23 protein-coding genes are annotated in these 23,838 nt (G+C 73.5%); 10 read left to right on the top strand and 13 right to left on the bottom strand.

Annotation, left to right across the window (positions count from 1 at the left end; genetic code table 11):
* Positions 1-87 precede the first annotated feature (87 nt).
* Positions 88-789 (top strand): hypothetical protein, encoded by a 702-nt coding sequence (locus tag HCJ93_RS27310; protein ID WP_167998506.1) that lies wholly within the window; start codon positions 88-90, stop codon positions 787-789.
* A 239-nt stretch (positions 790-1,028) separates the two neighbouring features.
* On the opposite strand, the gene HCJ93_RS27305 is transcribed toward HCJ93_RS27310, so the two are convergent.
* The 6 genes from HCJ93_RS27305 to HCJ93_RS27280 form a co-directional block, all read right to left on the bottom strand.
* Complete coding sequence (locus tag HCJ93_RS27305) at positions 1,029-3,149, bottom strand: MMPL family transporter (RefSeq protein WP_167998505.1); 2,121 nt, start codon at positions 3,147-3,149, stop codon at positions 1,029-1,031.
* A gap of 267 nt (positions 3,150-3,416) precedes the next feature.
* Positions 3,417-3,731, bottom strand: a complete 315-nt coding sequence (locus tag HCJ93_RS27300) for a hypothetical protein (protein ID WP_167998504.1) — start codon at positions 3,729-3,731, stop codon at positions 3,417-3,419.
* Positions 3,728-4,099: an ArsR/SmtB family transcription factor gene (locus HCJ93_RS27295; protein ID WP_167998503.1), complete on the bottom strand. Its 372-nt coding sequence runs from the start codon at positions 4,097-4,099 to the stop codon at positions 3,728-3,730. Before HCJ93_RS27295 ends, HCJ93_RS27300 begins: the two co-directional genes overlap by 4 nt.
* 257 nt (positions 4,100-4,356) lie before the next feature.
* Positions 4,357-5,634 (bottom strand): NAD(P)/FAD-dependent oxidoreductase, encoded by a 1,278-nt coding sequence (locus HCJ93_RS27290; RefSeq protein ID WP_167998502.1) that lies wholly within the window; start codon positions 5,632-5,634, stop codon positions 4,357-4,359.
* Between the two features lie 135 nt (positions 5,635-5,769).
* Positions 5,770-6,714, bottom strand: coding sequence for an RNA polymerase sigma-70 factor (locus tag HCJ93_RS27285; protein WP_167998501.1), 945 nt, complete (start codon positions 6,712-6,714; stop codon positions 5,770-5,772).
* A gap of 342 nt (positions 6,715-7,056) precedes the next feature.
* A complete protein-coding gene (locus HCJ93_RS27280) occupies positions 7,057-7,617 on the bottom strand; it encodes a DM13 domain-containing protein (protein WP_167998500.1) in 561 nt (186 codons plus the stop codon).
* 425 nt (positions 7,618-8,042) lie between these two features.
* Here HCJ93_RS27280 and HCJ93_RS29760 point away from each other — a divergent pair, with 425 nt between their 5' ends.
* The 4 genes from HCJ93_RS29760 to HCJ93_RS30280 all read left to right on the top strand — a co-directional run bounded on the left by HCJ93_RS29760 (position 8,043) and on the right by HCJ93_RS30280 (position 10,944).
* Entirely contained in the window at positions 8,043-8,612 is a 570-nt protein-coding gene (locus tag HCJ93_RS29760; protein WP_240967915.1) for a DUF389 domain-containing protein, read from the top strand.
* Between the two features lie 340 nt (positions 8,613-8,952).
* On the top strand, positions 8,953-9,312 hold the full coding sequence (locus HCJ93_RS27270; RefSeq protein WP_167998499.1) for a GvpU-like protein: 360 nt from the start codon (positions 8,953-8,955) through the stop codon (positions 9,310-9,312).
* A gap of 280 nt (positions 9,313-9,592) precedes the next feature.
* Positions 9,593-10,513 carry an SCO2400 family protein gene (locus HCJ93_RS27265; protein ID WP_167998498.1) on the top strand — a complete coding sequence of 307 codons (921 nt, stop codon included), beginning with the start codon at positions 9,593-9,595 and terminating at the stop codon, positions 10,511-10,513.
* A gap of 161 nt (positions 10,514-10,674) precedes the next feature.
* A complete protein-coding gene (locus HCJ93_RS30280; protein WP_167998514.1) occupies positions 10,675-10,944 on the top strand; it encodes a protein-arginine deiminase family protein in 270 nt (89 codons plus the stop codon).
* On the opposite strand, the gene HCJ93_RS27255 is transcribed toward HCJ93_RS30280, so the two are convergent.
* Complete coding sequence (locus HCJ93_RS27255; RefSeq protein WP_167998497.1) at positions 10,880-12,502, bottom strand: penicillin-binding transpeptidase domain-containing protein; 1,623 nt, start codon at positions 12,500-12,502, stop codon at positions 10,880-10,882. The genes HCJ93_RS30280 and HCJ93_RS27255 overlap by 65 nt on opposite strands.
* A gap of 115 nt (positions 12,503-12,617) precedes the next feature.
* Here HCJ93_RS27255 and HCJ93_RS27250 point away from each other — a divergent pair, with 115 nt between their 5' ends.
* The 3 genes from HCJ93_RS27250 (at position 12,618) to HCJ93_RS27240 (ending at position 15,115) form a co-directional block, all read left to right on the top strand.
* On the top strand, positions 12,618-13,619 hold the full coding sequence (locus HCJ93_RS27250; protein WP_309141521.1) for a LysR family transcriptional regulator: 1,002 nt from the start codon (positions 12,618-12,620) through the stop codon (positions 13,617-13,619).
* Complete coding sequence (locus HCJ93_RS27245; protein WP_167998495.1) at positions 13,616-14,500, top strand: serine hydrolase; 885 nt, start codon at positions 13,616-13,618, stop codon at positions 14,498-14,500. Before HCJ93_RS27250 ends, HCJ93_RS27245 begins: the two co-directional genes overlap by 4 nt.
* A gap of 249 nt (positions 14,501-14,749) precedes the next feature.
* Entirely contained in the window at positions 14,750-15,115 is a 366-nt protein-coding gene (locus HCJ93_RS27240; protein WP_167998494.1) for a DUF6479 family protein, read from the top strand.
* 204 nt (positions 15,116-15,319) lie between these two features.
* Here HCJ93_RS27240 and HCJ93_RS27235 read toward each other — a convergent pair whose 3' ends face one another.
* Both HCJ93_RS27235 and HCJ93_RS27230 read right to left on the bottom strand, forming a co-directional pair.
* Entirely contained in the window at positions 15,320-17,023 is a 1,704-nt protein-coding gene (locus HCJ93_RS27235; RefSeq protein ID WP_309141520.1) for a glycoside hydrolase family 13 protein, read from the bottom strand.
* 611 nt (positions 17,024-17,634) lie between these two features.
* The gene (locus tag HCJ93_RS27230; protein WP_167998492.1) at positions 17,635-18,633 is read right to left on the bottom strand and encodes a nucleoside hydrolase; all 999 of its coding nucleotides are present in this window, start codon (positions 18,631-18,633) and stop codon (positions 17,635-17,637) included.
* 225 nt (positions 18,634-18,858) lie between these two features.
* Between HCJ93_RS27230 and HCJ93_RS27225 the strand changes: the two genes are divergently transcribed.
* Positions 18,859-19,671 carry a hypothetical protein gene (locus HCJ93_RS27225; protein ID WP_167998491.1) on the top strand — a complete coding sequence of 271 codons (813 nt, stop codon included), beginning with the start codon at positions 18,859-18,861 and terminating at the stop codon, positions 19,669-19,671.
* A gap of 25 nt (positions 19,672-19,696) precedes the next feature.
* On the opposite strand, the gene HCJ93_RS27220 is transcribed toward HCJ93_RS27225, so the two are convergent.
* A complete protein-coding gene (locus tag HCJ93_RS27220) occupies positions 19,697-19,981 on the bottom strand; it encodes a ribosomal protein L7/L12 (RefSeq protein ID WP_167998490.1) in 285 nt (94 codons plus the stop codon).
* Between the two features lie 126 nt (positions 19,982-20,107).
* Positions 20,108-21,451: a helix-turn-helix domain-containing protein gene (locus HCJ93_RS27215; RefSeq protein ID WP_167998489.1), complete on the bottom strand. Its 1,344-nt coding sequence runs from the start codon at positions 21,449-21,451 to the stop codon at positions 20,108-20,110.
* 98 nt (positions 21,452-21,549) lie between these two features.
* Between HCJ93_RS27215 and HCJ93_RS27210 the strand changes: the two genes are divergently transcribed.
* Positions 21,550-21,735 (top strand): hypothetical protein, encoded by a 186-nt coding sequence (locus tag HCJ93_RS27210; protein ID WP_167998486.1) that lies wholly within the window; start codon positions 21,550-21,552, stop codon positions 21,733-21,735.
* Between the two features lie 27 nt (positions 21,736-21,762).
* Here the strand turns inward: HCJ93_RS27210 and HCJ93_RS27205 are convergent, their stop codons facing one another.
* Together HCJ93_RS27205 and HCJ93_RS27200 are read right to left on the bottom strand one after the other, a co-directional pair.
* Positions 21,763-23,244 carry an extracellular solute-binding protein gene (locus HCJ93_RS27205; protein WP_167998488.1) on the bottom strand — a complete coding sequence of 494 codons (1,482 nt, stop codon included), beginning with the start codon at positions 23,242-23,244 and terminating at the stop codon, positions 21,763-21,765.
* A 23-nt stretch (positions 23,245-23,267) separates the two neighbouring features.
* Positions 23,268-23,838: vWA domain-containing protein (locus tag HCJ93_RS27200; RefSeq protein ID WP_167998487.1), on the bottom strand; the 571-nt coding region annotated here is incomplete at its 5' end.

The following is a 23,838-nucleotide window of genomic DNA, read 5'->3' as shown; positions in this document are numbered from 1 at the left end:
TCGCCTCCCGTCATGATGTGCGCCTTGCTGAATGACTGCCTGTGCCATGGGATTTCCGACCGTTGGCGGCAGTCGAACAGGGGGGAAATGAGCACCTCAGGGGGAGATTCCGCAGACGGCGGCGACGCCACGGGAGAGCCCGGCACCAGTGACCGCATCGCGGGAAATCCCCGTACCGGCAGATACACGACAAGCGCAGCGCGGGACTTCTTAGCCGAAACGCTGGACCCGGACGCCGCGCAGAACAGGCAGAGCCTTCGGAGGATTTCAGCCAAGAAGCTGATCGTGGCCCTCACTGTCTTCTTCGCAGGTCTCGCTTCAACCTACCTCTCTACGCACATACTGGCCGACGATGCGGCCGAAGTAGCCGACAAAGCGGCCGACAAGCTGGACGAGTCCAAGCCCGCGGTCGACGCACATCTGTCCTACATCCCGGCCGGCGACATGCGTGCCGCCGAAGATGACTACTGGGAGTTCGACCGATACCTCACACAGCGCGCGGGGTTGATCACGATCCAGCGCATCTACGCAAAAACGATCGAGTGCGGGGAATCCACCGCCAGAGCCGCTCTCGTCCCCGCGCCCACCGGAGGCGTCTCGAACAGGGACGGACTGATCTTCGACTTCACCCGGGCCAGGAACCCGGGAGACACGGTGGAGGCCGCGGACGATGCCACCGGGGAGCCATACCTGCGGGTGAAGGCTGTCTCGCTGCGCGGCGACCTCGAGCCCGCGTTCCTGAACATCTCTGTCGCCTCGGAGCGGGGATGCAAGTGGTCCCTCCCCTGACGTATCACGTGGCTGCGGACGGAGAGACGGGCGAGATCACCGTCAAGGTGAACGGCAAGAATCCTGAGTTCAGGTTCGCGCCGTCCGGGGGCCCGTCTCAGCTCATCGCCCGAGCAGCCGACGGAACATACTCGATCATCCCGTGACCGTGGACCTTCACCGGCGTCGGCTCTGAAGCGCGGCGGCCCCGCACCGCCGGAGGAGATGCGGGGCCCCACGCGACAGGATGTGACGATCCGTCACGCCGGTTCGTGCTGCTCCGCAGGGCGGTGGGCGGGCTCCGGCGCGGGTGGCTGCGGGCGGCGGGACAGGGGGCCCGGCCACCAGAAGTGGCGGCCGAGGTCCAGGGCCAGGGCCGGGACCAGGACCGTGCGGACCAGGAAGGTGTCCAGGAGGACGCCGATGCCGACGAGCACGCCCATCTGGGCCATGGTGACCAGCGGCAGGCCCGCGAAGACCGCGAAGGTGGCGGCGAGGACGATGCCGGCGGAGGTGATGACGCCGCCGGTGCTGGTCAGGCCCTCCTGGACGCCCCGGACGTGGCCGAGGCGAGCCGTCTCCTCCTTCACGCGGTGCATGAGGAAGATGTTGTAGTCGATGCCCAGGGCGACCAGGAAGACGAAGCCCATGAGCGGGATCGACCAGTCGACGCCGGCGTGGTCCAGGACGTTCTCGAAGATCAGGTTCGAGGCGCCGAGGGCGGCGACGTAGGACAGGACCACGGTGGCCAGCAGCAGGAGCGGGGCGACCAGGGCGCGCAGCAGCCAGATCAGGACGGCCAGGACGACCAGCAGCATGATCGGGATGACCGTGGTCAGGTCGCGGTCGGCGGCCCGCTGGGTGTCGAGGCTCTCGGCGGTGGTGCCGCCGACCAGGGCGTCCGCGCCGTCCACCCGGTCGACTGCCTTGCGCAGGTCGTCGACGGTGTCCTTCGCCGCCTGGCTGTCGGGGGCGTCCGACAGGACGACGGAGAGCATGGTGAGCTCACCGTCGGGGGTGCGGTCCGCCTGCTCCTCGACCCGGGCCACGCCGTCGACGGCCGCAGCCGCCTCGCGGACCTCGTCGGCGCGGTCGGTGGTGGTGATGATCTGGGCCGGGTCGGAGGCGCCGGACGGGTAGTGGGCGGAGATGCGCTCCTGGGCGACGACCGACTCGGGCTTGTCCTGGAACAGCTCCGCCTGGGTCAGTCCCATGGAGATGCCCGCGGTGCTCAGGGCCAGGACGCCGGTGACGGCGACGGTCGACAGCCAGGACCAGCGGGGCTGGCGGGCCACGGCCGTGGCGATGCGGGACCAGACGGTGCGCTCCTTGCGGGCCGGGGTGCCGGCGCGCGGCACGAACGGCCAGAACACCCAGCGGCCGGTGATGCTGAGCAGCGCCGGAAGCGCGGTGATCATCGCCAGGTAGCCGCAGACGACGCCGATCGCGCCGACCAGGCCCAGCGAGCGCGAGGAGTTGATGTCGGCGAAGGCCAGGCAGGCCAGGCCGACGGCGATGGTGGAGGCGGAGGCGAGGATCGCCGGGCCGGAGCGGGACACCGCGATCCGCATGGCCTCGTGCCGGTTCTCGTGGCGGTGCAGCTCCTCGCGGTAGCGGGCGATGAGCAGCAGCGCGTAGTCGGTGCCGACGCCGAAGACCAGCACCATCAGCACGCCGGCGCTCTGCGGGTCGACCGGCAGGCCGGTGTGCTTGGCGAGCAGGTAGGTGGCGGCCTGGGTGAGGACGGCGGCGAAGCCGACCGACAGCAGGGGCAGCAGCCACAGGAACGGGCTGCGGTAGGTGATCAGCAGCAGCACGGTCACCACCGCGGCGGTGGCCAGCAGCAGTGTGGCGTCGAGGCCGTCGAAGACGGCGACGGAGTCGGTGAGGGAGCCGGCCGGACCGCCGACGGCGACCTCCACGCCCGGCGGGGCGTTGGCGCCCGCGATGTCGCGCAGCTCGTCGATGGTGTCGGTGACCTCGTCCTCGGTGTCCAGCGGCACCACGGTCATCAGGGCCTTGCCGTCGTCGGACGGCATCGGCGGCGAGACCTGCTCGCCGTCCGCCACGTAGGGGGCGAAGGCGCGCCGGTCGGCGGCGGCCTTCTGCTCGGCGCCCTCGCCGGTGTAGACGACCACGGCGGGCATGACCGTGTCCGTGCGGAACTTCTCCAGCTCGGTGTTGACCTGCGCGGACTCGGCGCCGCGCGGCAGGAAGGCGTTGGCGCTGGTGTCCTCGACCTCGCCGAGCTTTCCGGCGAGCGGTCCGAGGGCGACGGCCGCGATCAGCCAGGCCAGCAGGACGATCCTGCCCAGCATGGGGTTCGCCCAGCCGCGCCGCCCGCCGGGTGTGCGGGCGGCGCGTTTCAGCAGCGCTTGCATGAGTAGTCTCCTTCGTGGGAAGCGCGCCGCCGCTGCCGGCCGCCGAGGCGGCCGGTGCAGGGCGCACGGGACCGGCACCACGGCGCTTGAGGTGTGACGACCTGCCGTGGCGTCCGGGATGGATGTGTCCTCGGGTGTGCTCTCCGGTACGGCCGGGAGTGGGCGCTCCCGGCCGTACACCCGCGCAGGGGCGGAATGCCCTGCGCCCGCGCACGGGGCGGAATTCCCTGCGCCCGCGCAGGGGCGGAATTCCGGTGGCACGGGCGGCTATTCGATCTCGCGCATCATCTTCTCCATCGAGCCGACGGCCCGCCGGGTCTGCGTCAGCTCGTCCAGGGTCTGCCGCTGCTCCTCGACGGCCCGGCGCTGCAGCTCCACGGTGTCCTCGAGGAGCCGGGCGTACTTGGTGGCCAGTTCCTTGTACTGCTCCTCGCGCGCGGCCAGCATCCGGGCCCGCCAGGTGGCGGCGACCTGCCAGACGATCACGATCAGCAGGGTGAAGAACCCGGCCGCGCCGACGGCGCCGACCAGGACCCCCCACTCGTCCGCTCCGGCGGCGAGCGTCACCAGTTCTCCGTTCACTTCGCTTCCTCTTTCGCGGTCCGGTCAGCGGTCTCGGTGATCGTCGCTGCCGCTCGGGCGATGACGTGCGGTGACAACTCGTAGAAGAAGGGTGCGACGTCGAAGTACTTCATCGCCTTGCCGTCCTCCGCGAGTTCCAGCGTGCCGACGACCAGTCCGGCGGCCTCCAGCCGCTGGAGGTGCATGTGCAGCAGCGGCCGGCCCATGCCGATCTGGCGGGCCAGGGCACTGACGTAGGTTCTGCCCTCCATCAGCGCCGCGACGATCCGCATGCGGTGCGGGTTGCCGAGCGCGGAGAGCACCTTCAGCAGCTCGTCGCCCGTCGGTGCCGGCGGCGGTACGCCGTTGTCGTCGGCGACCTCGGGCATTGCGGCCCCTTTCCGTCGTACCTGTCAGAAGAGGCTGACAGCCCCCTCGGAGACCTGTCAAAGATTCCTGACACATCTCCGGGTGACATCGGGGATGTCTCAGGGTCGGGTCGGGGAGGGGTGTGGGGGCGTGTCAGGGACACCGGGACTGCGGCATCAGGGCCGGGGGCAGGCCAAGGGCCCGGGTCGCGGTGGGAGGTGCGACCCGGGCCCCGGGGAGCCGGAAGCGGTGCGGTGAGGACTCCGGCGGCGTCCGGTCAGGCCGCCGACTCCGACGCGGCCGGCGAGGTGGAGGACGCCGGCCGGCGGGCCGGGTCGTGGGCGTCCGTGTGGACGACGTGCCGGCGGCGTGCCGGGGTGCCCAGCGTCGGGTTGGCGACACCCCAGGCCGCACCCTTGCAGATCAGCTCCTTGTAGCGGGCGGCGAAGCGGCCGGTGAAGGCGTTGCCGGTGGCGCGGTCGTCCGCGGTGACGAACTGGATCAGGCCGTCCTTGCGGCCGAGCGAGATGCACTGGTTGAAGTAGCGCATCGGGATCTTCGGGATCTTGCGGCCGGTGAGGCGGGCCGCGATGGCGTCGGCGGCCTGCCAGGCGGTGGGGACGCCGGTGGCGCACGACATGCGCAGCGGCTTGTCGCCGGGGCCCATGGCGTGGGCCGCGTCGCCGACGGCGTAGACGTCGGGGTGGGAGACCGAGCGCATGGTGCGGTCCACGACGATCTGGCCCCGCTCGGTGACCTCCAGCGTGGTCGCCCGGGCGACCGGGTGGACGGCGAAGCCCGCGGTCCACACGGTGACCTCGGCCGGCACGGTGCGGCCGTCGGCGGTGGTGACCCGGTCGGCCCCGACGGCGGTGACGGCGGCGTGCTCGTGCACGGTGATGCCGAGCCGGCCGAACACCTTCCGCAGGTGGCCGCGACCCTTCTCGGAGAGCCAGTCGCCGAGGCCGCCCTGTGTCACCAGGGAGACGTCGAGGTCCGGGCGGGACTCCGCGATCTCGGTCGCCGCCTCCAGCCCGGTGAGGCCGCCGCCGACCACGGTGACCGCGGATCCGGCGGCCAGCTCGGCCAGACGGCTGCGCAGCCGGAGGGAACCGGAGTGGCTGGCGACCTCGTGGGCGTGCTCGGCGACACCGGGGACGCCGTGGTCGTCGGAGGCGCTGCCGAGGGCGTAGACGAGGGTGTCGTAGGCCAGCTCCTCCGTGCCCTGCCGCTCGGTGCCCTGCTGCTCCGTGCCCTTCCGGGCGGCACCCTCGTCGCGGCTGATCGTGACCGTCCTGCGGTCGGCGTCCACCGCGGTGACCCGGGCGAGCCGGAAGTCGACACCGGTGCCGGCGAACATCTCGCTCAGCGGGCGGGGCTTGAGGTCCTGGCCGGTGGCGAGCTGGTGGTTGCGGACGCGCTCGACGAAGTCGGGCTCGGCGTTGACCAGCGTGATGTCCACGTCGTCGGGGTGCAGCCGCTTCGCGAGGCGTCCGGCGGCACTGGCTCCGGCATAGCCGGCTCCCAGGACGATGATGCGGTGCTGCGTCTGCATGGTGGAGCTCCTGTCTGGACGGTTCCGGACGGTTCACGGTGGGATTCGCCCCTTGAACCGGGCAGCGCCGTGTTTCCTGACAGAAGATGAATGTGATGCGCGTCACATGAGCCTCGGGGCGGTGCGGGCCGGGGCTCAGAAGACGGTGACGACCGGTTCGCCGTGGTCCGTCGCAGCCCACAGGCGGGCGGCGCGATCCAGCTTGTCGGGGTTGACCTGGCTGCGGACCGCCGCGATGCCCTCCTCGGTGACCTCCAGGCACATGATGCCGATGACCGAGCCGTCGACGACCACCACGACCGCGGGCTCGCCGTTGGCGTAGGTGGCGTAGAGGTCGGCCGGGCCGCCGAGCAGCTTGCGCTTGGCCGGGCCGGGCTTGAACAGGCCGCGCAGGAACTTCGCCACCGCGAGGGCGCCCTCGTAGGCCTTGGCACGGGCCGGGACCTTGCCGCCGCCGTCGCCGACCGCAAGGGCGTCCTCGGTGAGCAGCTTGATCAGCGGCTCCGTCCGGCCGCTGGTGGCGGCCGCCAGGAACTCGTCGATGATCCGCCGGGCGGCCGATTCGTCGATCTCACGGCGGGCCTTGCCGGCCGCGACGTGTTTCTTCGCGCGGTGGTGGAGCTGCTGGCTGGCGGCCTCGGAGATGTCGAGGATCTCGGCGATCTCCCGGTGCGGGTAGTCGAAGGCCTCGCGCAGCACGTAGACCGCGCGCTCCTTCGGGGAGAGCCGTTCCAGCAGGACCAGGACCGCGTACGACACCGACTCGCGCTGTTCGGCGGTGTCGGCGGGGCCGAGCATCGGGTCGCCGGCGAGCACCGGCTCCGGCAGCCACTGACCGACGTAGGTCTCCCGCCGGGCGCGGGCCGAGGTGAGCTGGTTCAGGCACAGGTTGGTGAGCACCTTGGTCAGCCAGGCCACCGGGACCTCGATGCGCTCGGTGTCGGCGGCCTGCCAGCGCAGGAACGTCTCCTGCACGGCGTCCTCGGCCTCGCTCGCCGAGCCGAGCAGCCGGTAGGCGATCGCCTCCAGCCTCGGCCTCGCTGCCTCGAACCGGTCCACGTCGTGCACGGTCAGTGCCATGCATCGATCGTAGACCGGCGCCCTGGAGACGTCCGGACGGGCCGGGCGTCCGGACGGGCACGGGGACGCCTGACGGGCGGGGGCCTGACGGGCGGGGGCCGGTCTCCGTCCGTCTGACGGACGTCGGCCGTCCACCTGCCAGGTGTCCGTCAGTCCGCCTGACGTAAGGGAGCGAGGACAGGCGCACCCCATGGGTGGCATCCTCGCCGGCACATGCGGCTGGACCGATCCGGCGCTCGTCAGGAGCGGGTGGCATCCGGCCGGGCGGCGGGACGCCGAGGGGCGGTTGCGGATCCGTGACGGTGCATCAGATTCCCTACAGTCCCCGCCCTTTCCCACCACTCACGTAGGGGTCAGCTCCGCCGCGCCGAAGGAGACGTCGAAGCGGTCGCACCAGATGGTGAGGCTGCGGAAGCTCGCCGGATCGACGTCTTCCGGCACGGTGTAGTTCTGGCTGCCCTTGTTGCCCTTGAGCTTGCCGAGGCTGACGTACCGGCCGTCGTCGAAGACGTGCCAGCCGGCGCGGCCCTCCTTCACCGGTGCGTCCGTCAGCCAGACGCGCAGGTCGGGGCCGTTGCTGGTGTCGAGCCGCGCTAGGCGTACGACATGGCTGCCGTCGCCGAGACGCAGCAGCTTCACGGTGCCGGAGGTGGCGTGCTCGTGGCTGATCAGCTCACCGCGGGCGACGATCGCCGGGGAGGCCGGCGCGGACGAACCGGGGGTGTCCGGGTCGGGGGCGGCCGGGGCCGGTGCGCTCGGCGCGGGCAGCGCCTCCTGCACCGTCTCGTCCTGCCACAACGTCCACGGCTGGAACCAGTACAGCCCGAACCCCGCCCCGGCGACCGCCACCGCCGGCAGCCCGGCCGCCCACGGCCTGACCAGTGCCCTGCGCAATCGCCCCATGCCGTCCGCCTCCTCGCGCGTCCCTCGCCCGCTCCCCGCTTCCCCCTCCATTCAACGGGCGGGACGACAGTCAGGGGCCGGGCAGCGGATGACGAAACCCTTACGTCCGCCGGCTCCGTGTCCTGAGCCGGGATCGCACCTTCGTCATTGTCCGAGGGATGCTCACGCAGTTGTCCGGGGGATGCTCAGCGCAGAGCGCGCCCTTCGCCCTGTCCGCGTCCCGGCGGCGTTCGCCGGAGGAACTGACGGAGGATCTGGTGTCCACCGGGGACACCCGGTCCGGCGCCGGCGGACGGGGTCGGTGCTGATCGTCCTGGCCGCGGTCGTGCGGGTCGAGGGGCTCGGGGCGCTGTTCTCCCGGGAGGCCCGCCGAGCACGACCTGCTGTCCGGCAGTCAGGTCTCCTCCCGTACCTCACCGGACCTCATGGATCTGGTGGCGGCCCTGGCGACCGGTCTCGCCGGGGCCGTCGCGCCGGCGCGGCGGGACGTCGCCGCCGTGCTCCCCGGTGTCGCGATCGCCATCTCCCCGGTGCCGCCCCTGGTGGTGACCGGCGTCTGTCGGGGACGGCCGTCGGGCTGGCCGGCACTGGGCGTACTGGTGCCGTTCGTGTCCAACCTGTTCGCGCTGGTCTTCGGAGGCATGGTGATGTTCGCCGCCCTCGGCTGCCGCGAGGGGCGCCACCGGGGCCACGGCGGCCCGGCCGCAGCGCGTATGTGGCCCGGCCCGGCCCGGGGATGGGTCCGCCGCGGCAGAGGGCAGCGCACCGGAGAGGGGCGCGAGGACTCCGGGACGCGGTGCGAGGACTCCAGCGCGAGGTGCGAAGACCCCGGCGCGAGGTGCGAAGACCCCGGCGCAAGGTGCGAAGACTCCAGCGCGACGTGCGAGGGCTTCCGTGCGAGGCGTGAGGACGCGGCACGAGGTGCGAGCGCTTCCGCGCGGTGCTGCAATGGGACGAAATGTCACAGAAGGGCGCACCTCGATCACCGGGAGTGACATCGTGAGCGACGCACACGACGCACACGGCGCGAGCGCGGATCCGGGCCAGGGCGGCCCCGAGGCCGGGGGCCGGAAGCGATGAGCACCCGAGACCGGCGAGCAGCACGCCGTACGGGGACGCGTCCGCGGAACGGGCCGCACGGCCGAGGGCACCGGAAGCGCGAGCGCCGGACCGAGCCGTGCGGCACGGCGGCAGCGGGGCCGCTGGGCGACCAGGACACGCGGCCCGTGACCGCGTCGGCGGGCGCCCGGTGCCGGACCGCCGGCCGCGTCAGGCGCGCCGGGAGGGTGCGTTGACGTCGCCGTGGTTCAGGGTGACGTCGGATACTCTCTGAGCATGTCGCACCCTGATGGTCTGCTCGTGAACATCGCCGCGATGGTGGAGGCCGAGCAGGACAGCCAGATGTCGCTCACCGTGGTGGTCCCCGGGGCCGTCATCACCGGGCGGCTGGCACCCGAGGCCATGTGGAGAGAGCGTGTCGCGGAGGTGCTGGGGGACTCGGCCTCGCTGCGCCGCTTCGCCTCCGCCTTCTCCGTGACGGGCGAACCGGGCGCCCGCCCCACCCACCTGCACTTCCATCTCGCCCGCATCCTCCAGGGCAGCTACGGCATCCCCGACACCGGCGGCATGTACCGGGTGGCGATCGCCGAGGTGAGCGCCTGGAGCGTGGGGGCGATCGGCTACTCCGACGAGTAGGCCCGCGGCAGCACCCACGCGGAACCGGCGCACTGCCGCGCGGAAGCACGGCAAGGCAGAAGCACGGAAGCACTGATGCGCCGCCGCACAGGCGAACGGGGCGAGTGCGGCCCTTCCGCCTGAGCGGTGACCCGCGAAAGTTGAGGGGTGTTCAGGATTCCGAGAATGTGCGCAGGAGCGGCACAAGGACTGCACACCCAGGTTCATCGCTGTCGTTACCGTGGCGTCCCGCCGGCGACCACTCGCGCCCGCGTCGGCACGCCGACTCAGGAAGACACCGATGGACTACTGCACCACCTGCCGCAGGCATCTGAACGGCGCCCTGGTGTGCCCGGGCTGCGGTGCCTACGCCCCCGACATAGCGCCGAAGGTGTCGGCGGCCCTCTCGGCCACGTCCTCCGACGCGTCCGACTCGTTCAACGCGTTCGAGCCCGCCCCGAAGGCGCGGCCGGCCCGGGAGTCCGCGCAGTCGGAGGAGGCGCCGGCTTCCGGCACCGGTGCCGCGATGTCCACGCCGACCGGGCGGGCCGCGCGGCGGCGGCAGCGGGTCCGGTGGAAGAAGGCGCAGCGGCGCGCCCTGGTCGCCACGGCCGTCGCGCTGGTCGGCGGCGGGCTGACCGTCGCCTCCATGGAGCGGGGCACGGGTGACCGTGCCCAGGCCGCGACGGCGCCCGAGCACTCCGGCATGGGCGGCGACGAGGGGCCCACCGCCCCCTTCGGCCGCGACTCGATGCCCACGCCCCCGGCCGGCACCGACCGCGCGTCCAAGTCGCCGTCCGACGGCAGCGGCAGCGGCAGCGAGCGGCGTGCCACGGCCGGCGCCCCGTCCGCCGCGCCCGCCACGCCGTCCGGCACCCGCACCGCGGACGCGGCCACCTCACGCACGCCGGTCGCCGCGCAGCCGGCCACTCCGCCTGCCTCCGCCTCCCGCGAAGCCGCGGGCTCGGCGGCGGGATCCGGCAAGGCCTCGTCCGGCTCGGGCACCGCGACGGCACCCCCGTCGGCGTCGGGCGACGGCAGCCCGGGCGGGTCGAACGGATCCGGCGGCGGCAGCGGGACCGGCGGCTCGGACCAGTCCGGCACCTCCCCGTCGTCGCCGTCATCCCCGTCGTCGCCCTCGTCGCCCTCGTCGCCCACCGACCCCGCGAACGACCCGACCTCGCCGGGCCGGCTCTGCCTGCTGGTCCTCTGCGTCGGCTGACCCGCCGGCGGCCACCGGCCCGACGCACCGTCAGTTGTCCTGTCCGCGGCGGGATATGATCCGCGCCTCATCCGGAACGGGCGGCTCCAGCCCCTCCTCTTGCACGGCGACACAACCGCCCCCCACCTGAGGAGGGATGCGCCGTGCGGACCCGTACGGGCATGCGCGCCGCGCACCGGCGGGCGGGGCTGAAGGTGTCGTACGTCGACGACTGGCACACCTGCCACCTCCACCTCGGCATGGGTGAGGTGCACTGCGGCACCAGCACCCTGCGAGAGGCCGGCGCGGCCTGGTGGCGAAGGCGTCAGCGGAGCAGGCCGGCACAGGCTCCGCGGGTGGCGGGGCGGGGGTTCCCGGCCACCGGGTTCAGGACTCGGGGACGGCGGACAGCAGGCTGTGCAGCACCGGCCCGGCCGAGCCGCTGCCCGTGACGCCCTCCTCGACCACACAGGCGACGGCGACATCGCCCCGGTGGGCGACCATCCAGCCGTTGTTGTCCTGGGCGTCGGAGACCTCCGCGGTGCCGGTCTTGCCGCCGATCTCGCCGGGCAGGTCGGCCAGGATGCTCGCGGTGCCGTCGGTGACGGTGGCCCGCAGCAGCGTGCGCAGCTGGGAGACCACCGAGCGCGGCAGCGCGGTGGTGGCGGTCGTGTCCTTCGTCCCGGGTACCAGCGAGGGCTGGTGGAAGGTGCCGGACACGGCCGTCGCCGTGACCGAGGCCATGATCAGCGGGTTGGCCTGGATGCGCCCCTGCCCGATCATCGAGGCGGCCTTCTCGGTCTCGTCGCGCGGGGCGGGTACGGAGCCGTCGTAGGACGGCACGCCCACGTGCCAGGTCTGACCGACCCCGAAGTACTTCTTCGCCACGTTCCCGAGTTCGCCGTCGCCGAGCTTGCCGCGCAGGCTGATGAAGGCGGTGTTGCAGGACTCGGTGAAGTCCTTGCGGAAGGTGGCGCCGGGGTGCTCGGAGGTCTCCACGTTCTGCCACTTCTTGCCCACGGTCAGGTACTTGGGGCAGTCCACCACCTCGTCCGGGGCGACCGCGCCCTTCAGCAGCAGGGCGCTGCTGGTGACGATCTTCCAGGTGGAGCCGGGGGCGTAGGTGCCGGAGACGGCGCGGTTGAAGCCGGCGGCGGGGGAGTTGGCCACGGCGAGGATCTCGCCGTTGTCGATGCGCAGCGCGACCAGTGCGGCGTTCTTGCCGCCGGCCTCGGCCAGCGCGCGCTCGGCGGCGGACTGCCAGCGGGCGTCCAGGGTGGTGCGCAGGGGACGTTCGGACGTGACGGCGGGCTTCTTGCCGAAGGCGGCCTCGGTGCGCACGGTGTCGCCGGTGGTGCGGTCGACGAGCAGCACCGCGCCGCGGGGGCCGCCGCCCGAGCGTGCGGCGAGCTGGGCGAGGACCGGCCCGAGGGAGGGGTGGGTCTCGCCGGAGAGGGTCTCGCCGTCGCGGTCGGTGGCCTCGACGGGCTCGCTCTCCTCGCGTTCCAGGCGGAACTTCTCGGTGTCGCTGAGCCTCGGGTGCACCAGCGACAGCCTCCAGTCCACCTTCCAGTCGCCGTCCTTCTGCTCGCGCAGCGGCAGCGCCGAGGTGTAGGTCCAGGTGCCGAGTCCGGTGATCGGCATGCGGGCGGTGAAGGGGACGGTGACGGTGCCGTCGTCGTTCTCCTTCGGCGCCTTCGCGGTGAACCCCGGCTTCTCGATGTCGAGGCCGGAGGTGAAGCTGCCCAGGACCTGCCGGGCGCGGCCGGGGCTGGTGGTGCGGGCGGCGGCGTCCGGCAGCCGGCCCGCCGACCAGTCGGCGAGGAACGCGCGCGCCTGGGCCTCGGCCTTCGGGTCGGGCCCGTCGTCCGCGAAGGGTCCGATGCCGGCCGCGTAGGTGCCGCCCACCCCGAGGGCGGCGACCACCGCGACGGCGGTGAACGCCATCACCACCCGGCGCGGGCGGCGGCGGCCGGGAGAGGTCCGGATGAAGTCGACTTGGGTGTCCATGCGCCGAGAACAGCAGGACGAACGACCACCCGTCCAAGACACATATGAATCATGGATCGATAAACACTCGATATGATGACTGGTCGTGGACCTGGTGCGGCACCTGGAGTGCTTCGTGGCTGTTGCAGAAGAGTCACACTTCGGCCGTGCCGCCGCCCGCCTCGGCATGGCCCAGCCGCCGCTGTCCCAGCGCATCCAGCGGCTGGAGAGAGAGCTGGGTGTGCGGCTGTTCGAGCGGACCAGCCGGCAGGTCACCATCACCGCGGCGGGACGCCTGCTGCTCGCCGAGGCACGCGAACTCCTCGCCCGCTCCGAGTCCTTCCTGGCCGCGGCCCGCCGGGTCCGGGACGGCGAGAAGGGACTGCTGCGGGCCGCGCTGCCCCCCGATCTGCCCGGCGAGACCGTCGCCGCCCTGCTCGACGGCTTCCGGCGCCGCCACGCTGACCTCGAACTGGAGCTGCACGAGCTGTCCACGACCGAGCAGCTCACCCGGCTCGCCGCGCACGAACTGGACATCGGCGTCGTCCACCACCCCTGCGACGTCACCGGCCTGGAGCTGGGCCCGGTGCTGCGCCGCGAACTCGGCGTACTGCTGCCGGCCGACGCTCCCCAGGCCCGCCTCGACGCGGTGCCGCTGCGCTCCCTCAGCGGCTACGACCTGATCCTCTTCCCGCGTGAGTCCGCCCCCGCCCTCTACGACGACCTGCTGACCGCCTGCGCCCGCGGCGGCTACACCCCGGCCTCCGTCCGCCACGGCCAGGGCACCAGCTTCGTACGGGGCCTGGTGCTCTCCGCCCGCGCGGTCGCCCTGGCCCCGCGCGACACCGCCCGCCGGGACCCCCCGGACGCTCCCCGGTCCGCCCGCCCGGACGCCGCCGAGTCCGGGCGCCCCGGCCCCGGGCGGCACCCCGGCTCCGCGGACGTCGTCTGGCGGCCGGTCGCCGGTGACCCGCCGGCCTGGCGGCACTCCGCGGCCTGGCCCGAGGGGCGCGGGGACGCGGCCGTGCAGGCGTTCGCGGACGCCGCGGCGCACGCGCTGCGCACCACCGCCGGTGCCGTGCCCGACGTCCCGGCCCGCCCGCTGCATCTGCGCCCGGCCTCGGAGTTCTGGCTGTGACCGACGCCCTCACCCGCATCCGGGCCGCCTTCGCCGACGCCGGCGTCACCGGCCGGCTGCACGCGCTCGACATCGACACCGGTGCCCAGCTGGACGAGGGAGCCGACCAGCCGGTGTGCACGGCGAGCGTGCACAAGCTGTGCCTCCTCGTCGCCCTGCACCGGGAGGCGGCCGCCGGGCGCCTGGACCTCACCGAGCGGGTCGACTGCCCCCCGGACGCCCGCACCAAGGGCCCCACGGGTCTCGCCGTCATGCTCGACTCCGCCCGGCTGTCCCTGCGCGACCTGGCCTATCTGATGATCGCCGTCAGCGACAACGCCGCCGCCGACCTGCTGCTCGGCCGGGTCGGGCTGGACACCGTCAACGCCGCCACGGACCGGCTGGGCCTGACCCGGACACGGGCCGTGCACACCTTCGGCGAGATGCTCGCCACCCTCAAGGAGGACGCCGGACCCGGCGGCGCGGGCGCGCTCACCGACCCGCATGTCATCGCCCGGCTCCGCGCCCTCGACCCGGCCCGCACCAATCGCAGCACCCCGCGCGAGATGACCCGCCTGCTCGCCGCCGTGTGGCGGGACGAGGCCGGCACCGCCGAGCACTGCGCGGCGATGCGGCGCCTGCTCGCCCTCCAGGTCTGGCCGCACCGGCTGGCCTCCGGCTTCCCCTTCGACGACGTCCACGTGGCGGGCAAGACCGGCACCCTGCCGACCGTGCGCAACGAGGTGGGCGTCGTCGAGTACCCGGACGGCGGCCGCTACGCGGTGGCGGTCTTCACCCGCACCGCCAACCCCGCCGCGGCCCTCCCGGCGGCGGACGCGGTCATCGGCACCGCGGCCCGGCTCGCGGTGGACGGCCTGCGGGCGCGGCAGGCAACGGGCTGAGACGCGAAACGCGGGAAGGCCGGGGCCGGGCCCCGAGCTGCACACGTGGGGACGCGACGGCCCGTCCCGGCCTTCCCTCTGGCCGCAATCTGTCACTCCGTGGGCCGCGGCGCGCGCCGGACGCATCCGAACGGGGGCGGGCCGGCCGATCGAGCCGCGATCAAGCCCCCACCTCGGACGACGCACTTCGCCCGATTCATCCCGGACATTCCGGGCGCTTTCGTGCATGTTCTCGGCGATAATGAAGACATGAGCACGGCAACGTATGACGTACTGGCGATAACCCAGCATCAGCTGAACGTGTTCGCCGCCTTCCTCGGCGGGCTGGTCGTGGCCCTCGCGCTGATCTGGGCCGTCCGGGTCGGCATGCGGGTCATGGACAAGGACGTGCACCACCCCTCCCCCGAGGAACAGCCCAAGATGCCGGAGGGCGGCCCGGTCCGCGAGGAACTCGAGGTCCGCGAACCGGACGAGGTGGTCGCCGAGGACGGGCGGCGACTGATGCCCTACGAGATCCATCAGGCCGGCACCAGGACCGGCAAGGACCAGAGCCGCAAGCGCTGGGCGCCCGGCTCCAGCGGCGGCTTCGGCAGCGGAGGCCCGGGACACGTGTGACCACAGCGCCTGTGCACAAGCCCCTACGGCCGGGCCGTGTGCGAGGACGCCTGATCCCGGCCCACTGATCCCGGGGCCCCGGGCCGTCGCCTGCCCGGATCCGCGTAGGCCCGGCAGCCCGCCCAGGAGCCGGCCCGTTGAAAACCCCTGCTCGCCCCGCACGAGCGAGCCGTGCTCAACCCCTCAGCGGCCGGGCCCGGCCGTTCAGCGGCCCAGCCAGGCCGTGGTGTCCGGGCCCAGGCGGCCGTCCTCCAGGGGCGCGCTGGTCAGCAGAACCTCCCCGGCCGGGAGGCTGACGGGCTCGCCGGACAGGTTGGCCACACAGCGCCAGCCGTCGCCCCGGTCGAACTGCAGCACACCCGGCGGCGTCTCCTCCGCCCAGCACAGCGTCTCGTCCTGCAGCAGCTTGCGGCGCAGCCGCAGGGCCGTGCGGTAGAGCTCCAGGGTGGAGCCCTCCACACCGTCCTGCGCCTCCACGGAGTACCCGGCGAAGGACGGCGGCTGCGGCAGCCAGGCCCCGGACGGGCCGAAGCCGTACGACGGGCCCGTGGTGGTCCACGGCAGCGGCACCCGGCAGCCGTCGCGGCCCTTGCGGACCCGGCCGGTCTGCTCCCAGATCGGGTCCTGCAGCACCTCGGTGGGCAGATCGGCGACCTCGGGCAGGCCCAGCTCCTCGCCCTGGTAGACGTACGACGAACCGGGCAGGGCCAGCATCAGCAAGGTGGCCGCACGGGCGCGGCGCAGCCCGGCGTCCGGGTCGACGGCGGGGGCGTGACCGCCGGACAGCAGCCAGGCGTTCTCGTCGGTGCCCGGCGGCAGCATCAGCCGGGAGGTGTGCCGCACCACGTCGTGGTTGGACAGCACCCAGGTCGCCGAGGCCCCGACCGCGTTCGCCGTCTCGAGCGACTCGGTGATCACCCGGCGCAGCGCCTGCGCGTCCCACGGCGTCTGGAGGTACTCGAAGTTGAAGGCCTGGCCCAGCTCGTCCGGGCGGGCGTACAGGGCGCGGCGGGCGCCCGGCACCCAGGCCTCGGCGACCGCCATGCGGGGCGGGGAGTACGCGTCGAGGATCTTGCGCCAGTCGCGGTAGATCTCGTGCACCTCGTCCCGGTCGTAGAAGGGGTGGGTGCCGGGCGGGAACTCGGCGAGGGCGGTCTCGCTGCTCAGCTCGGGGCTCCCGAGGTCGCGCAGCGGCTCGTCGAGATCCTTGGCGAGGGCGTGGGCGACATCGATGCGGAAACCGTCCACCCCGCGGTCGGCCCAGAAGCGCAGGGTGGTGCGGAAGTCGGCGCGCACCTCCGGGTTGGCCCAGTTGAGGTCGGGCTGCTCGGCGGCGAACAGATGCAGGTACCACTGCCCGTCGGGCACCCGCTGCCAGGCGCTGCCACCGAAGACCGACTGCCAGTCGGTGGGCGGCAGCTCGCCGTGCGCGCCGCGGCCGTCGCGGAAGACATAGCGGTCGCGGGCCGGGGAGCCGGGCCCTGAGCGCAGCGCCTCCTGGAACCAGACGTGCTGGTGGGAGGTGTGATTGGGGACGATGTCGACGATCACCTTCAGGCCGAGGCGGTGCGCCTCGCGGACCAGGGCGTCGAAGTCGTCCAGGGTGCCGAGGCGGGGGTCCACCTCGCGCGGGTCGATGACGTCGTAGCCGCCGTCGGCCAGCTCGGACGGGTAGAACGGGCTGAGCCACAGGGCGTCCACGCCCAGCGCCGCGAGATGCGTCAGACGCCGGGTGATGCCGCGCAGGTCGCCCAGGCCGTCGCCGTCGGCGTCGGCGAAGCTGCGGGGGTAGACCTGGTAGATCACGGCCTGCCGCCACCAGTTCGGGTCACGGGAGGAGAGGTCGGGCGTGGCGTCTGGTGCGGGGTGGTGCGGCCGGGGGCCGGAAGTGACGGTGCGATCGGTCACGCGGTCTCCTCTGGGTGCGTGCGGGTGACAGCCGGAAATCTGTCCACACCGCAGTAAAGGTGAACACACCGCCCGAGCATCCCCATTCCCGCCCGGTGTCGGATACGTCCGCATACGGGGATGTCGCTTCCGGTATGCGTGACGGGGCGGGCCTGACGTCCCCCGACGCGCGGGCTCGCGACGGCCCGGCAGACACCGGCCGCGCACGTCTGCGCCCCCTGCCCGACACCGGGTGCATCCGCCTGCGCCCTCCGGCCGTCGCTCGGCCCGTCTGCACGCGCCCCTGACCGTCGGCCGGCGCGCTTGCCGCCGCCGGTGACCCCCGGCGGCCGGACCCCACCCCCGCCGCACTCGTCCAGCGTGCGGAGCTTCCAGCGTGCGGAGCGGCACCTCGGCCGGTCTCCCGGCGCAGGAGCCGTACCTCCGCCGGTCTCCCGGCGCACGGACACGCAGAGACACACCACCACCGACCACCCGACACGCCAGACCGCACCCCTGCCGGTCACCAGCCACCCCGGACCCACCCCCGCAACCCGGTCACCCCGCGTACGGGGCCGCTCGCCCCCTGCGGTCCGGTCACCCGGCGTGCGGGACCGCCCCCTGCGGCCCGGTCACCCGGTGCGGGAGGCCGCTCCCGTGCCTTCCACCGCCCCCAGGTAGAGCTTCACGTACCGCTCCACATCGACGTCCAGCGCCACGTCCACCAGCGGCTGCTCCCGCCTGCCCTCGTGCAGTTCGGCCTCGCCGATGCGGGCCCTGCGGTCGACGACGGTCTGGCCGCGGGTGGGGCCGGGCGCCAGGGACACCTCGACCGGCAGCCGGTGCGTCACCAGCCCCTCCGGGTCGACCACGGCGCACACCGCGCCCGCGTCGCCGAGGCCGCCGGCGTCCTCCTCGGGGTCGTCCGGGCGGCTGCCCGGTGCCGCCGGGCGGTGGGCGAGCAGCTCGCCGGCCAGCCGGGCGCCCGGTTCCTCGGCGGCGCGCAGCCGGCGCACATCGGCCCCCGGCACGACGACCCGGGTGAACACGTCCAGGCCGTACATGGTGATCGGCACACCGGCGGTGAGCAGGATCGCCGCCGCCTCCGGGTCGTGCCAGACGTTGAACTCCGCCACCGGCGAGGCGTTCCCGGCGCCCGCCGCACCGCCCATGAACACGATCCGCTCGATGTTGCGGGTGACCTCCGGGTGGGTGCGCAGCAGCAGCGCGATGTTGGTGAGCGGGGCGGTCGGCACCAGGGTGACCGGGCGGGGTGAGGCGAGGATCTCCCGGCGCAGCAGCGTCACCGCGTCCACACCGGCCGGGGTGCGCCGCGGGGCGGGCAGCCCGAGATCACCCATGCCGTCGTGACCGTGTACGTGCCGGGCGGAGCGCGGTGGCTCGATCAGCGGCCGTTCGGCGCCGCGGGCGACCGGGATCTCGGGCGCGCCGGCCTGCTCCAGCACGGTGAGCGTGTTGCGGACGACGCCGTCCACGTCGGTGTTCCCGGCCACGCAGGTCACCGCGCGCAGGTCGATCGCCGGGTGCCGCACGGCGAACAGCAGGGCCAGGGCGTCGTCGACGCCGGTGTCGCAGTCGATGATGACCGGGATGGGCTGACCGTGCGTCACCTCGGGCTCCCTCGCGCTGCCGTGGGCCACTGACTGCGTCGACCTTACGCGCCGTCCCCGCCGTCCCCGCTGGCACCGCGGGCATCCGGCCTGTCCGCCGCCCTCGAGGTGAACACCGTGCGCCGGTCCCCGCCTCACCCACTCGGACCGCCGCGCTGGTGGGACGCCCGTACCGGTGGTGCCGTGGGAGCAAACACCTGATCGTGAGCCCCAGGAGGCACCGCGATGACCCCTGCCCCGGCCGCTGCCCGCGCCCTCGCCGCCTCCGCGCTGTCGCTCACCACGCTGCTGACCATCGCCGCCTGCACCGCCGAGACCCACAGGGCAGGACTCCCGGCCGGCGTGCCGGACGAGACGACGGCCACCGCCTCCCGCTCCGCCGCCCCCGCGGGCAAGCAGCCCTCCGCCGCGCCGCCCGCCGGTCTGAACGAGGCGCAGGCGCGGGCGGCGCTGATCACCGAGCTGGACCTGGGGGAGCCGTGGGTGCCGACGCGGGGCGTGGCGACCTGGCGGGACGGGCTGCTCAGGGCACAGGTCGAGGAGGACGCCGCGCATTGCCAGAAGCTGATGGACGTGCTCTACACCGAGGAGCTGTTCGGCGCCCCGGCAGGTACGAGCGCGGTGACCACCCTCGACGACGCCTACAACGGCAGCCAGCTGCGCTACCAGGTGGCCGCCTTCCGTCCCGGGGACGTGGACCGCACGCTGCAGTGGCTGCGCACCATGCCGGAGGCGTGCGGGGAGTTCGCCGCGCGCACGGCACGGGCCGGGACGCAGGGCGTCGAGGTCGAGGAGCTGGAGCTGCCGGAGGCCGGGGACGCGCGGGCGGCGGTCCGGGTCACCATGACCGGTGAGACGGCCGACGGGGAACCCACGTACCTCACCGTGGACCTCGCCGCCCTGCGGGTCGGCGAGGACACCGTCACCCTCACCAACGGCGGCTACGGCGAGGTCGCGCCCGAGGTCACGCGGGGAGTGGTGGAACTCGGCGCGGACCGCCTGGCCGAGATCCGCCGCCAGGGCCGCCTGGAGGTCTGACCGCCGCGCCTTCCGCCGCTGTCCCTCAGCCCTGCCGCTCCAGCTCCTCCACGGCCTCCTTCGCCTCGACGAGTCCCGCCCCGGTGGCCTCCCGGTACACCTTGATCGCCTGCACCTTCTTGCCCTCCCGCAGCAGTCCGGCGATCTCCTCCCGCCTCGGCGTCTCCTGCCGCACACCGAGGTGGCCGAGCAGGAGATCCAACTTCCGCTCCAGCCGGGCGACCCGGCGCTCGGCGCGGGTGAGACCGCTCTGCACGGACAGGACGGCGAAGAGCAGGACGAGGGCGATGGCGAGCGCTGCTATATCCATGATCGACAACCTACCGCCGCCGAACGCGGAATACGCGTCCCCGCCGACTGCTCGGCTCCGCTGCCGACGGCAGCACATGCACCGCCCGCCCGTCAGTGGTGCCCTGCCGGCCGCCACCCCGCCCGTTCACACCGGCGGCTGGGCGGGGGCCGGACCCAGGGTGGTGGTGCCCGGGGTGGTGCGGTGGCCGAGGCCGGTGCGGTAGGCGTCGAGGGCCGCTTCGGTGCGGCCGGTGCGGCGCAGCAGGTCGCCGAGGAGGCGGCACAGGTCGGCCAGGTCGCCGGCCGCGCCGGCGCGTTCCAGGAGGCTCATGGCGCGGACGTAGTGCTCCTCGGCGCCCTCGGTGTCGCGGGCGTCCTCGGCGATGATGCCGAGCAGGCGGTGCGCGGCGGCGGCGTGGACCGCGCCCCGCTCGGGGGAGAGCTTGCCGAGGACGTCGCGCAGCAGTTCCGCCGCCTCCGCCGAGGCGCCGCGCCGGTGCAGCACGTCCGCGAGTTCCACGGTGACCTGGCTGCTGTAGAGGGCGGCGCGGCGTGCGGAGAGCATGGTCAGCGCCTCGCGCAGCTCCGCCTCGGCGCGCTCGAGTTCGCCGTTCTGGGCGTGGACGTAGCCGCGCATCCAGTGGCAGTTGGCGAGTTCGGTGCGCAGGTGCAGGCCCCGGTACAGCTCGGCCGCCTTCGCCAGGGAGGCGTCCGCCTCGGCGAGGCGTCCCTCGGCGAGCAGGGTGCGCGCCACCGACCGGTGCATGCGGGCCACCAGCGCCGGGTCGCCGGACTGCGGGGCGAGCGCCAGGGCGTACTCCGCCGCCTGGGCGGCGCGGGCGTGCGCGCCCATGTCCATGTAGGGCCCGATGACGCTCGCGTAGAGCAGGAGCAGCGCGTCCGGGTCGTGCAGTCCGCCGCGGTTGAGCTCGTCGAGGGCGGACTCCAGCAGGTAGACGGCGTAGCGGAGTTCACCGGCGAGGTAGTGGGCCACCGCCCGGCCGCGCAGGGCGGGGACCCGTGCGGGCAGCGGCGCGTCGGCGAGGTGCCGCTCGGCCCGCTCGAAGTACTCGCGGCCGGCGCGGAGTTCTCCGGTCTCCAGGGCGCATTCGCCCAGGCCGAGCAGTGCCGCCGCCTGCTCCTCGGCCAGCCCGTGCGTCTCCGCCTCCGCCAGCAGCGCCGTGTACTGCTCCACCGCCGCCTCCGCCTCACCGGCGGCGAGGGCGCGCTGCGCCTCGGTCAGCCGCAGCCGCAGCTCGGTGACGAGCCGGGCGGGGCGTCCGGTGGCCAGTTCGTCGAAGGCGACCCCGAGCCGCACGGCCAGATGGCGCAGCGCCTCGTCGGAGGGCCGCACCCGGCCGGCCTCCAGCGTGGAGATGTAGGCGGGCGTGTACTCGGGCTCCGCCAGCTGTCTCTGGGTCAGGCCGCGCTCCACCCGCAGCTGCTGCACCCTGCGTCCGATGGTCTCCGGATCGTCACGTTCTCCCACCGCCAGCCCCCCTTGTGCCTCTTGCCGTCCGAGTCCCGAGGCCCCTACGTTAAACGGCTAATTAAACGTGCTTAACCCATCGCTGTTGCGAGGTCGCCGTGCTGGACCGCATACGCATCGCCGAGCGCTACACCCGCAGCGCTGCCGCGGCCGTGACCGCGGTCGCCGCGCTGGTCCTGGCCGCCTACGCGGGCCCCGCCGAGACCCGCACCGACAGCCGCCCGGACGTGCAGCGTCAGGCCACCGCCCCGGCGGCGGACGCGGTGAGAACGGCGGCACGGTAGCGGCTGCGGCGGCGATCACCGTGACCATCAGCGGGGCAGCGCCTTGCCCAGGGCCGCGTGCAGGCGCCTGGCCAGGGCCTCGTCGGTGGGCCTGCCGCTGCCGAACAGCGGCCCCAGCTCGGCCATGAAGGTCTGGGTGAACGCCCCGTAGAGCGGGGTCCTCGGACGGTGCACGGCCCGCTCCAGGGCGGGCAGCAGGATGTTCCGCCGGTAGTGGTCGCGCTCCTTCTGGCTGAGCCGCCCCTGGTCGTCGTCGCCCTCGCTGGTGGGGGAGGCGGACGGCCTCCCGCGGTCCGTGACGCACCGCACCTGTTTCTCGTACACCGAGGTGCGCGTCGCCGCGAACCCCGCGTCGAGCAGGCACCTCTCACTCTCCCTGCTGGTGAGGAACTCGATCAGCTCGGTCGCCTTCCGCGCCCGCTGCGAGCCCTGGGTCACCGCCAGGTTCTGCCCGCCGAGCACCGCCCGCCCGGGCAGCGGGGCCACCCTGAGCTGCCCGTCGTCGAAGGTGCGCAGCAGCGTCGGGTACACGTACGGCCAGTGCCGCAGGAAGGCGGTGCGGCCCTCGACGAAGTCGCCCAGCGAGGCCGCCTCGTCGGACTCGTAGGCGTCCTTGAGGGTGTACGGCCGGTCGGTGCGCCGGCGCAGCTCCGCGATCCCCTCGGTCAGACCGTCCACGGTGCCCGTGTAGCTGCCGTCCTCGTCGACGAGGGCGAGGTCGGGAACGGCCGTGGCGAACGCCTCCATCGCGTTGACCGTGCGGCCCTCGTAGGCGTCGAGCTGCGTCGTCCAGCCCTTCTCGTAGCCGGTCTTCTTCGCGTTCTTGCCGCCGCCCTTCCCGTTCTGGCCGTTCAGGCCGTCCTTGGCGTCCCCGGCGTCCTTCTCGCCCTTCCCGCCGTTCTCGTCGCCCTCGTCGTTCTCGTCGTCGAGCCGGCTGTCCAGGGTGTCGATGATGTCCCGCAGGTCCTGCCAGGTGGTGTTCTCGCCCAGCTCGGCGGGGCGGACGCGGGCCTTCTTGAGGTAGTCGTGCCGGTAGTAGAGCAGGCCGACGTCGCTGTTGAACGGCGCCGCGTACACCGTGCCGTCCCACCACGCCGTCTGGGCCACGGACGGGATGACGTCGTCGTCGACCAGCTTCTCGGGCAGCGGCCGGATCAGCCCGGCGGCGGCGAACTCCGGCACCCAGGTCACGTCCAGGTTGACCACGTCGTAGGCGGCGCTGCCGGACTGCAGGGCGCCCAGCAGCTGGCTGCGCTGCTCGTCGGCGCTGCCGGGCAGCTCCACCAGGCGGGCGCTGAAACCGCTCTGCCGGTGCCGGGCGTTCCACTCGTCGATGAGCTGCTGGCGGACGCCGTTCTTGCCGGTGACGTCCCGCCCGCTGGCGACGATGATGACGCCCTGCTCGTCCTTGGCGGAGGTCGCCGCAGGACCCGCCCGCCCGTCGTCCGCGCCGCCGGTGCAGGCGGCGAGCAGCAGCAGCGCCAGCACTCCGGCCGACCGCCTGATCATCGCTCCTCCCCCGCTGCGGTCCTTCACTCCTCCCCCGTTCCGGTCCTGGCGACCTCGTCGTACAGGGCCGCCCCCAGGTCGTCGCGGTTGTCCAGGCAGCGCCCGCCGCTGGCGTCGGCGATCACCCGGTCCGGGCGGTCCTCGTCGCAGGCGCCGCTCGCCAGCGACACCACGGTCACCGGCACCCCGCTCGCGCGCGCCGCGTCCCGCACCTGCTCCAGCCGTTTGCCGGTCAGCCGGTTGTTGTCCTCGCCGTCGGTGATGTGCACGATCAGCCGCGGCCTGCCGTCGTCCCCGCGCCGCTTCATCTCGTCGAACGCGTCGAGCAGCGCGGCGCCCGGGTCCGCCTCGGCGTCCTTGACCCGGGCCTGGGTGCGGATGGTGTGCTCGGCGTCGGCCCGCCGGTGCGAGGTGAACGGCAGCAGCGTCTCGTGGTTGCGTTCGCCGAGGCCGGCCACCGACCACACGCCGTACTCGTCCGCGCCGCCGAGCCCGCCCAGCGACTGCCGCAGCAGCCCGGGCCCGCCGCTCGGCCCGTCCCACGGACCGGCCATCGACCAGGAGCTGTCCAGCAGGAACAGCACCCTGCCGGGT

The sequence above is a fragment of the Streptomyces composti genome (assembly GCF_012034205.1).
GTDB classification, from domain to species: domain Bacteria; phylum Actinomycetota; class Actinomycetes; order Streptomycetales; family Streptomycetaceae; genus Streptomyces; species Streptomyces composti.
The sequence above is the reverse complement of the archived record's forward strand: the minus strand, read 5'-3'. Positions and strand labels throughout refer to the sequence as shown.

Coding starts and splice junctions, on each gene's coding strand:
- HCJ93_RS27310 (WP_167998506.1), top strand. CDS start 88: ATGAGCACCTCAGGGGGAGATTCCGCAGACGGCGGCGACGCCACGGGA.
- HCJ93_RS27305 (WP_167998505.1), bottom strand. CDS start 3,149: ATGCAAGCGCTGCTGAAACGCGCCGCCCGCACACCCGGCGGGCGGCGC.
- HCJ93_RS27295 (WP_167998503.1), bottom strand. CDS start 4,099: ATGCCCGAGGTCGCCGACGACAACGGCGTACCGCCGCCGGCACCGACG.
- HCJ93_RS27290 (WP_167998502.1), bottom strand. CDS start 5,634: ATGCAGACGCAGCACCGCATCATCGTCCTGGGAGCCGGCTATGCCGGA.
- HCJ93_RS27285 (WP_167998501.1), bottom strand. CDS start 6,714: ATGGCACTGACCGTGCACGACGTGGACCGGTTCGAGGCAGCGAGGCCG.
- HCJ93_RS27280 (WP_167998500.1), bottom strand. CDS start 7,617: ATGGGGCGATTGCGCAGGGCACTGGTCAGGCCGTGGGCGGCCGGGCTG.
- HCJ93_RS29760 (WP_240967915.1), top strand. CDS start 8,043: ATGGATCTGGTGGCGGCCCTGGCGACCGGTCTCGCCGGGGCCGTCGCG.
- HCJ93_RS27270 (WP_167998499.1), top strand. CDS start 8,953: ATGTCGCACCCTGATGGTCTGCTCGTGAACATCGCCGCGATGGTGGAG.
- HCJ93_RS27265 (WP_167998498.1), top strand. CDS start 9,593: ATGGACTACTGCACCACCTGCCGCAGGCATCTGAACGGCGCCCTGGTG.
- HCJ93_RS30280 (WP_167998514.1), top strand. CDS start 10,675: ATGCGCGCCGCGCACCGGCGGGCGGGGCTGAAGGTGTCGTACGTCGAC.
- HCJ93_RS27255 (WP_167998497.1), bottom strand. CDS start 12,502: ATGGACACCCAAGTCGACTTCATCCGGACCTCTCCCGGCCGCCGCCGC.
- HCJ93_RS27240 (WP_167998494.1), top strand. CDS start 14,750: ATGAGCACGGCAACGTATGACGTACTGGCGATAACCCAGCATCAGCTG.
- HCJ93_RS27225 (WP_167998491.1), top strand. CDS start 18,859: ATGACCCCTGCCCCGGCCGCTGCCCGCGCCCTCGCCGCCTCCGCGCTG.
- HCJ93_RS27220 (WP_167998490.1), bottom strand. CDS start 19,981: ATGGATATAGCAGCGCTCGCCATCGCCCTCGTCCTGCTCTTCGCCGTC.
- HCJ93_RS27205 (WP_167998488.1), bottom strand. CDS start 23,244: ATGATCAGGCGGTCGGCCGGAGTGCTGGCGCTGCTGCTGCTCGCCGCC.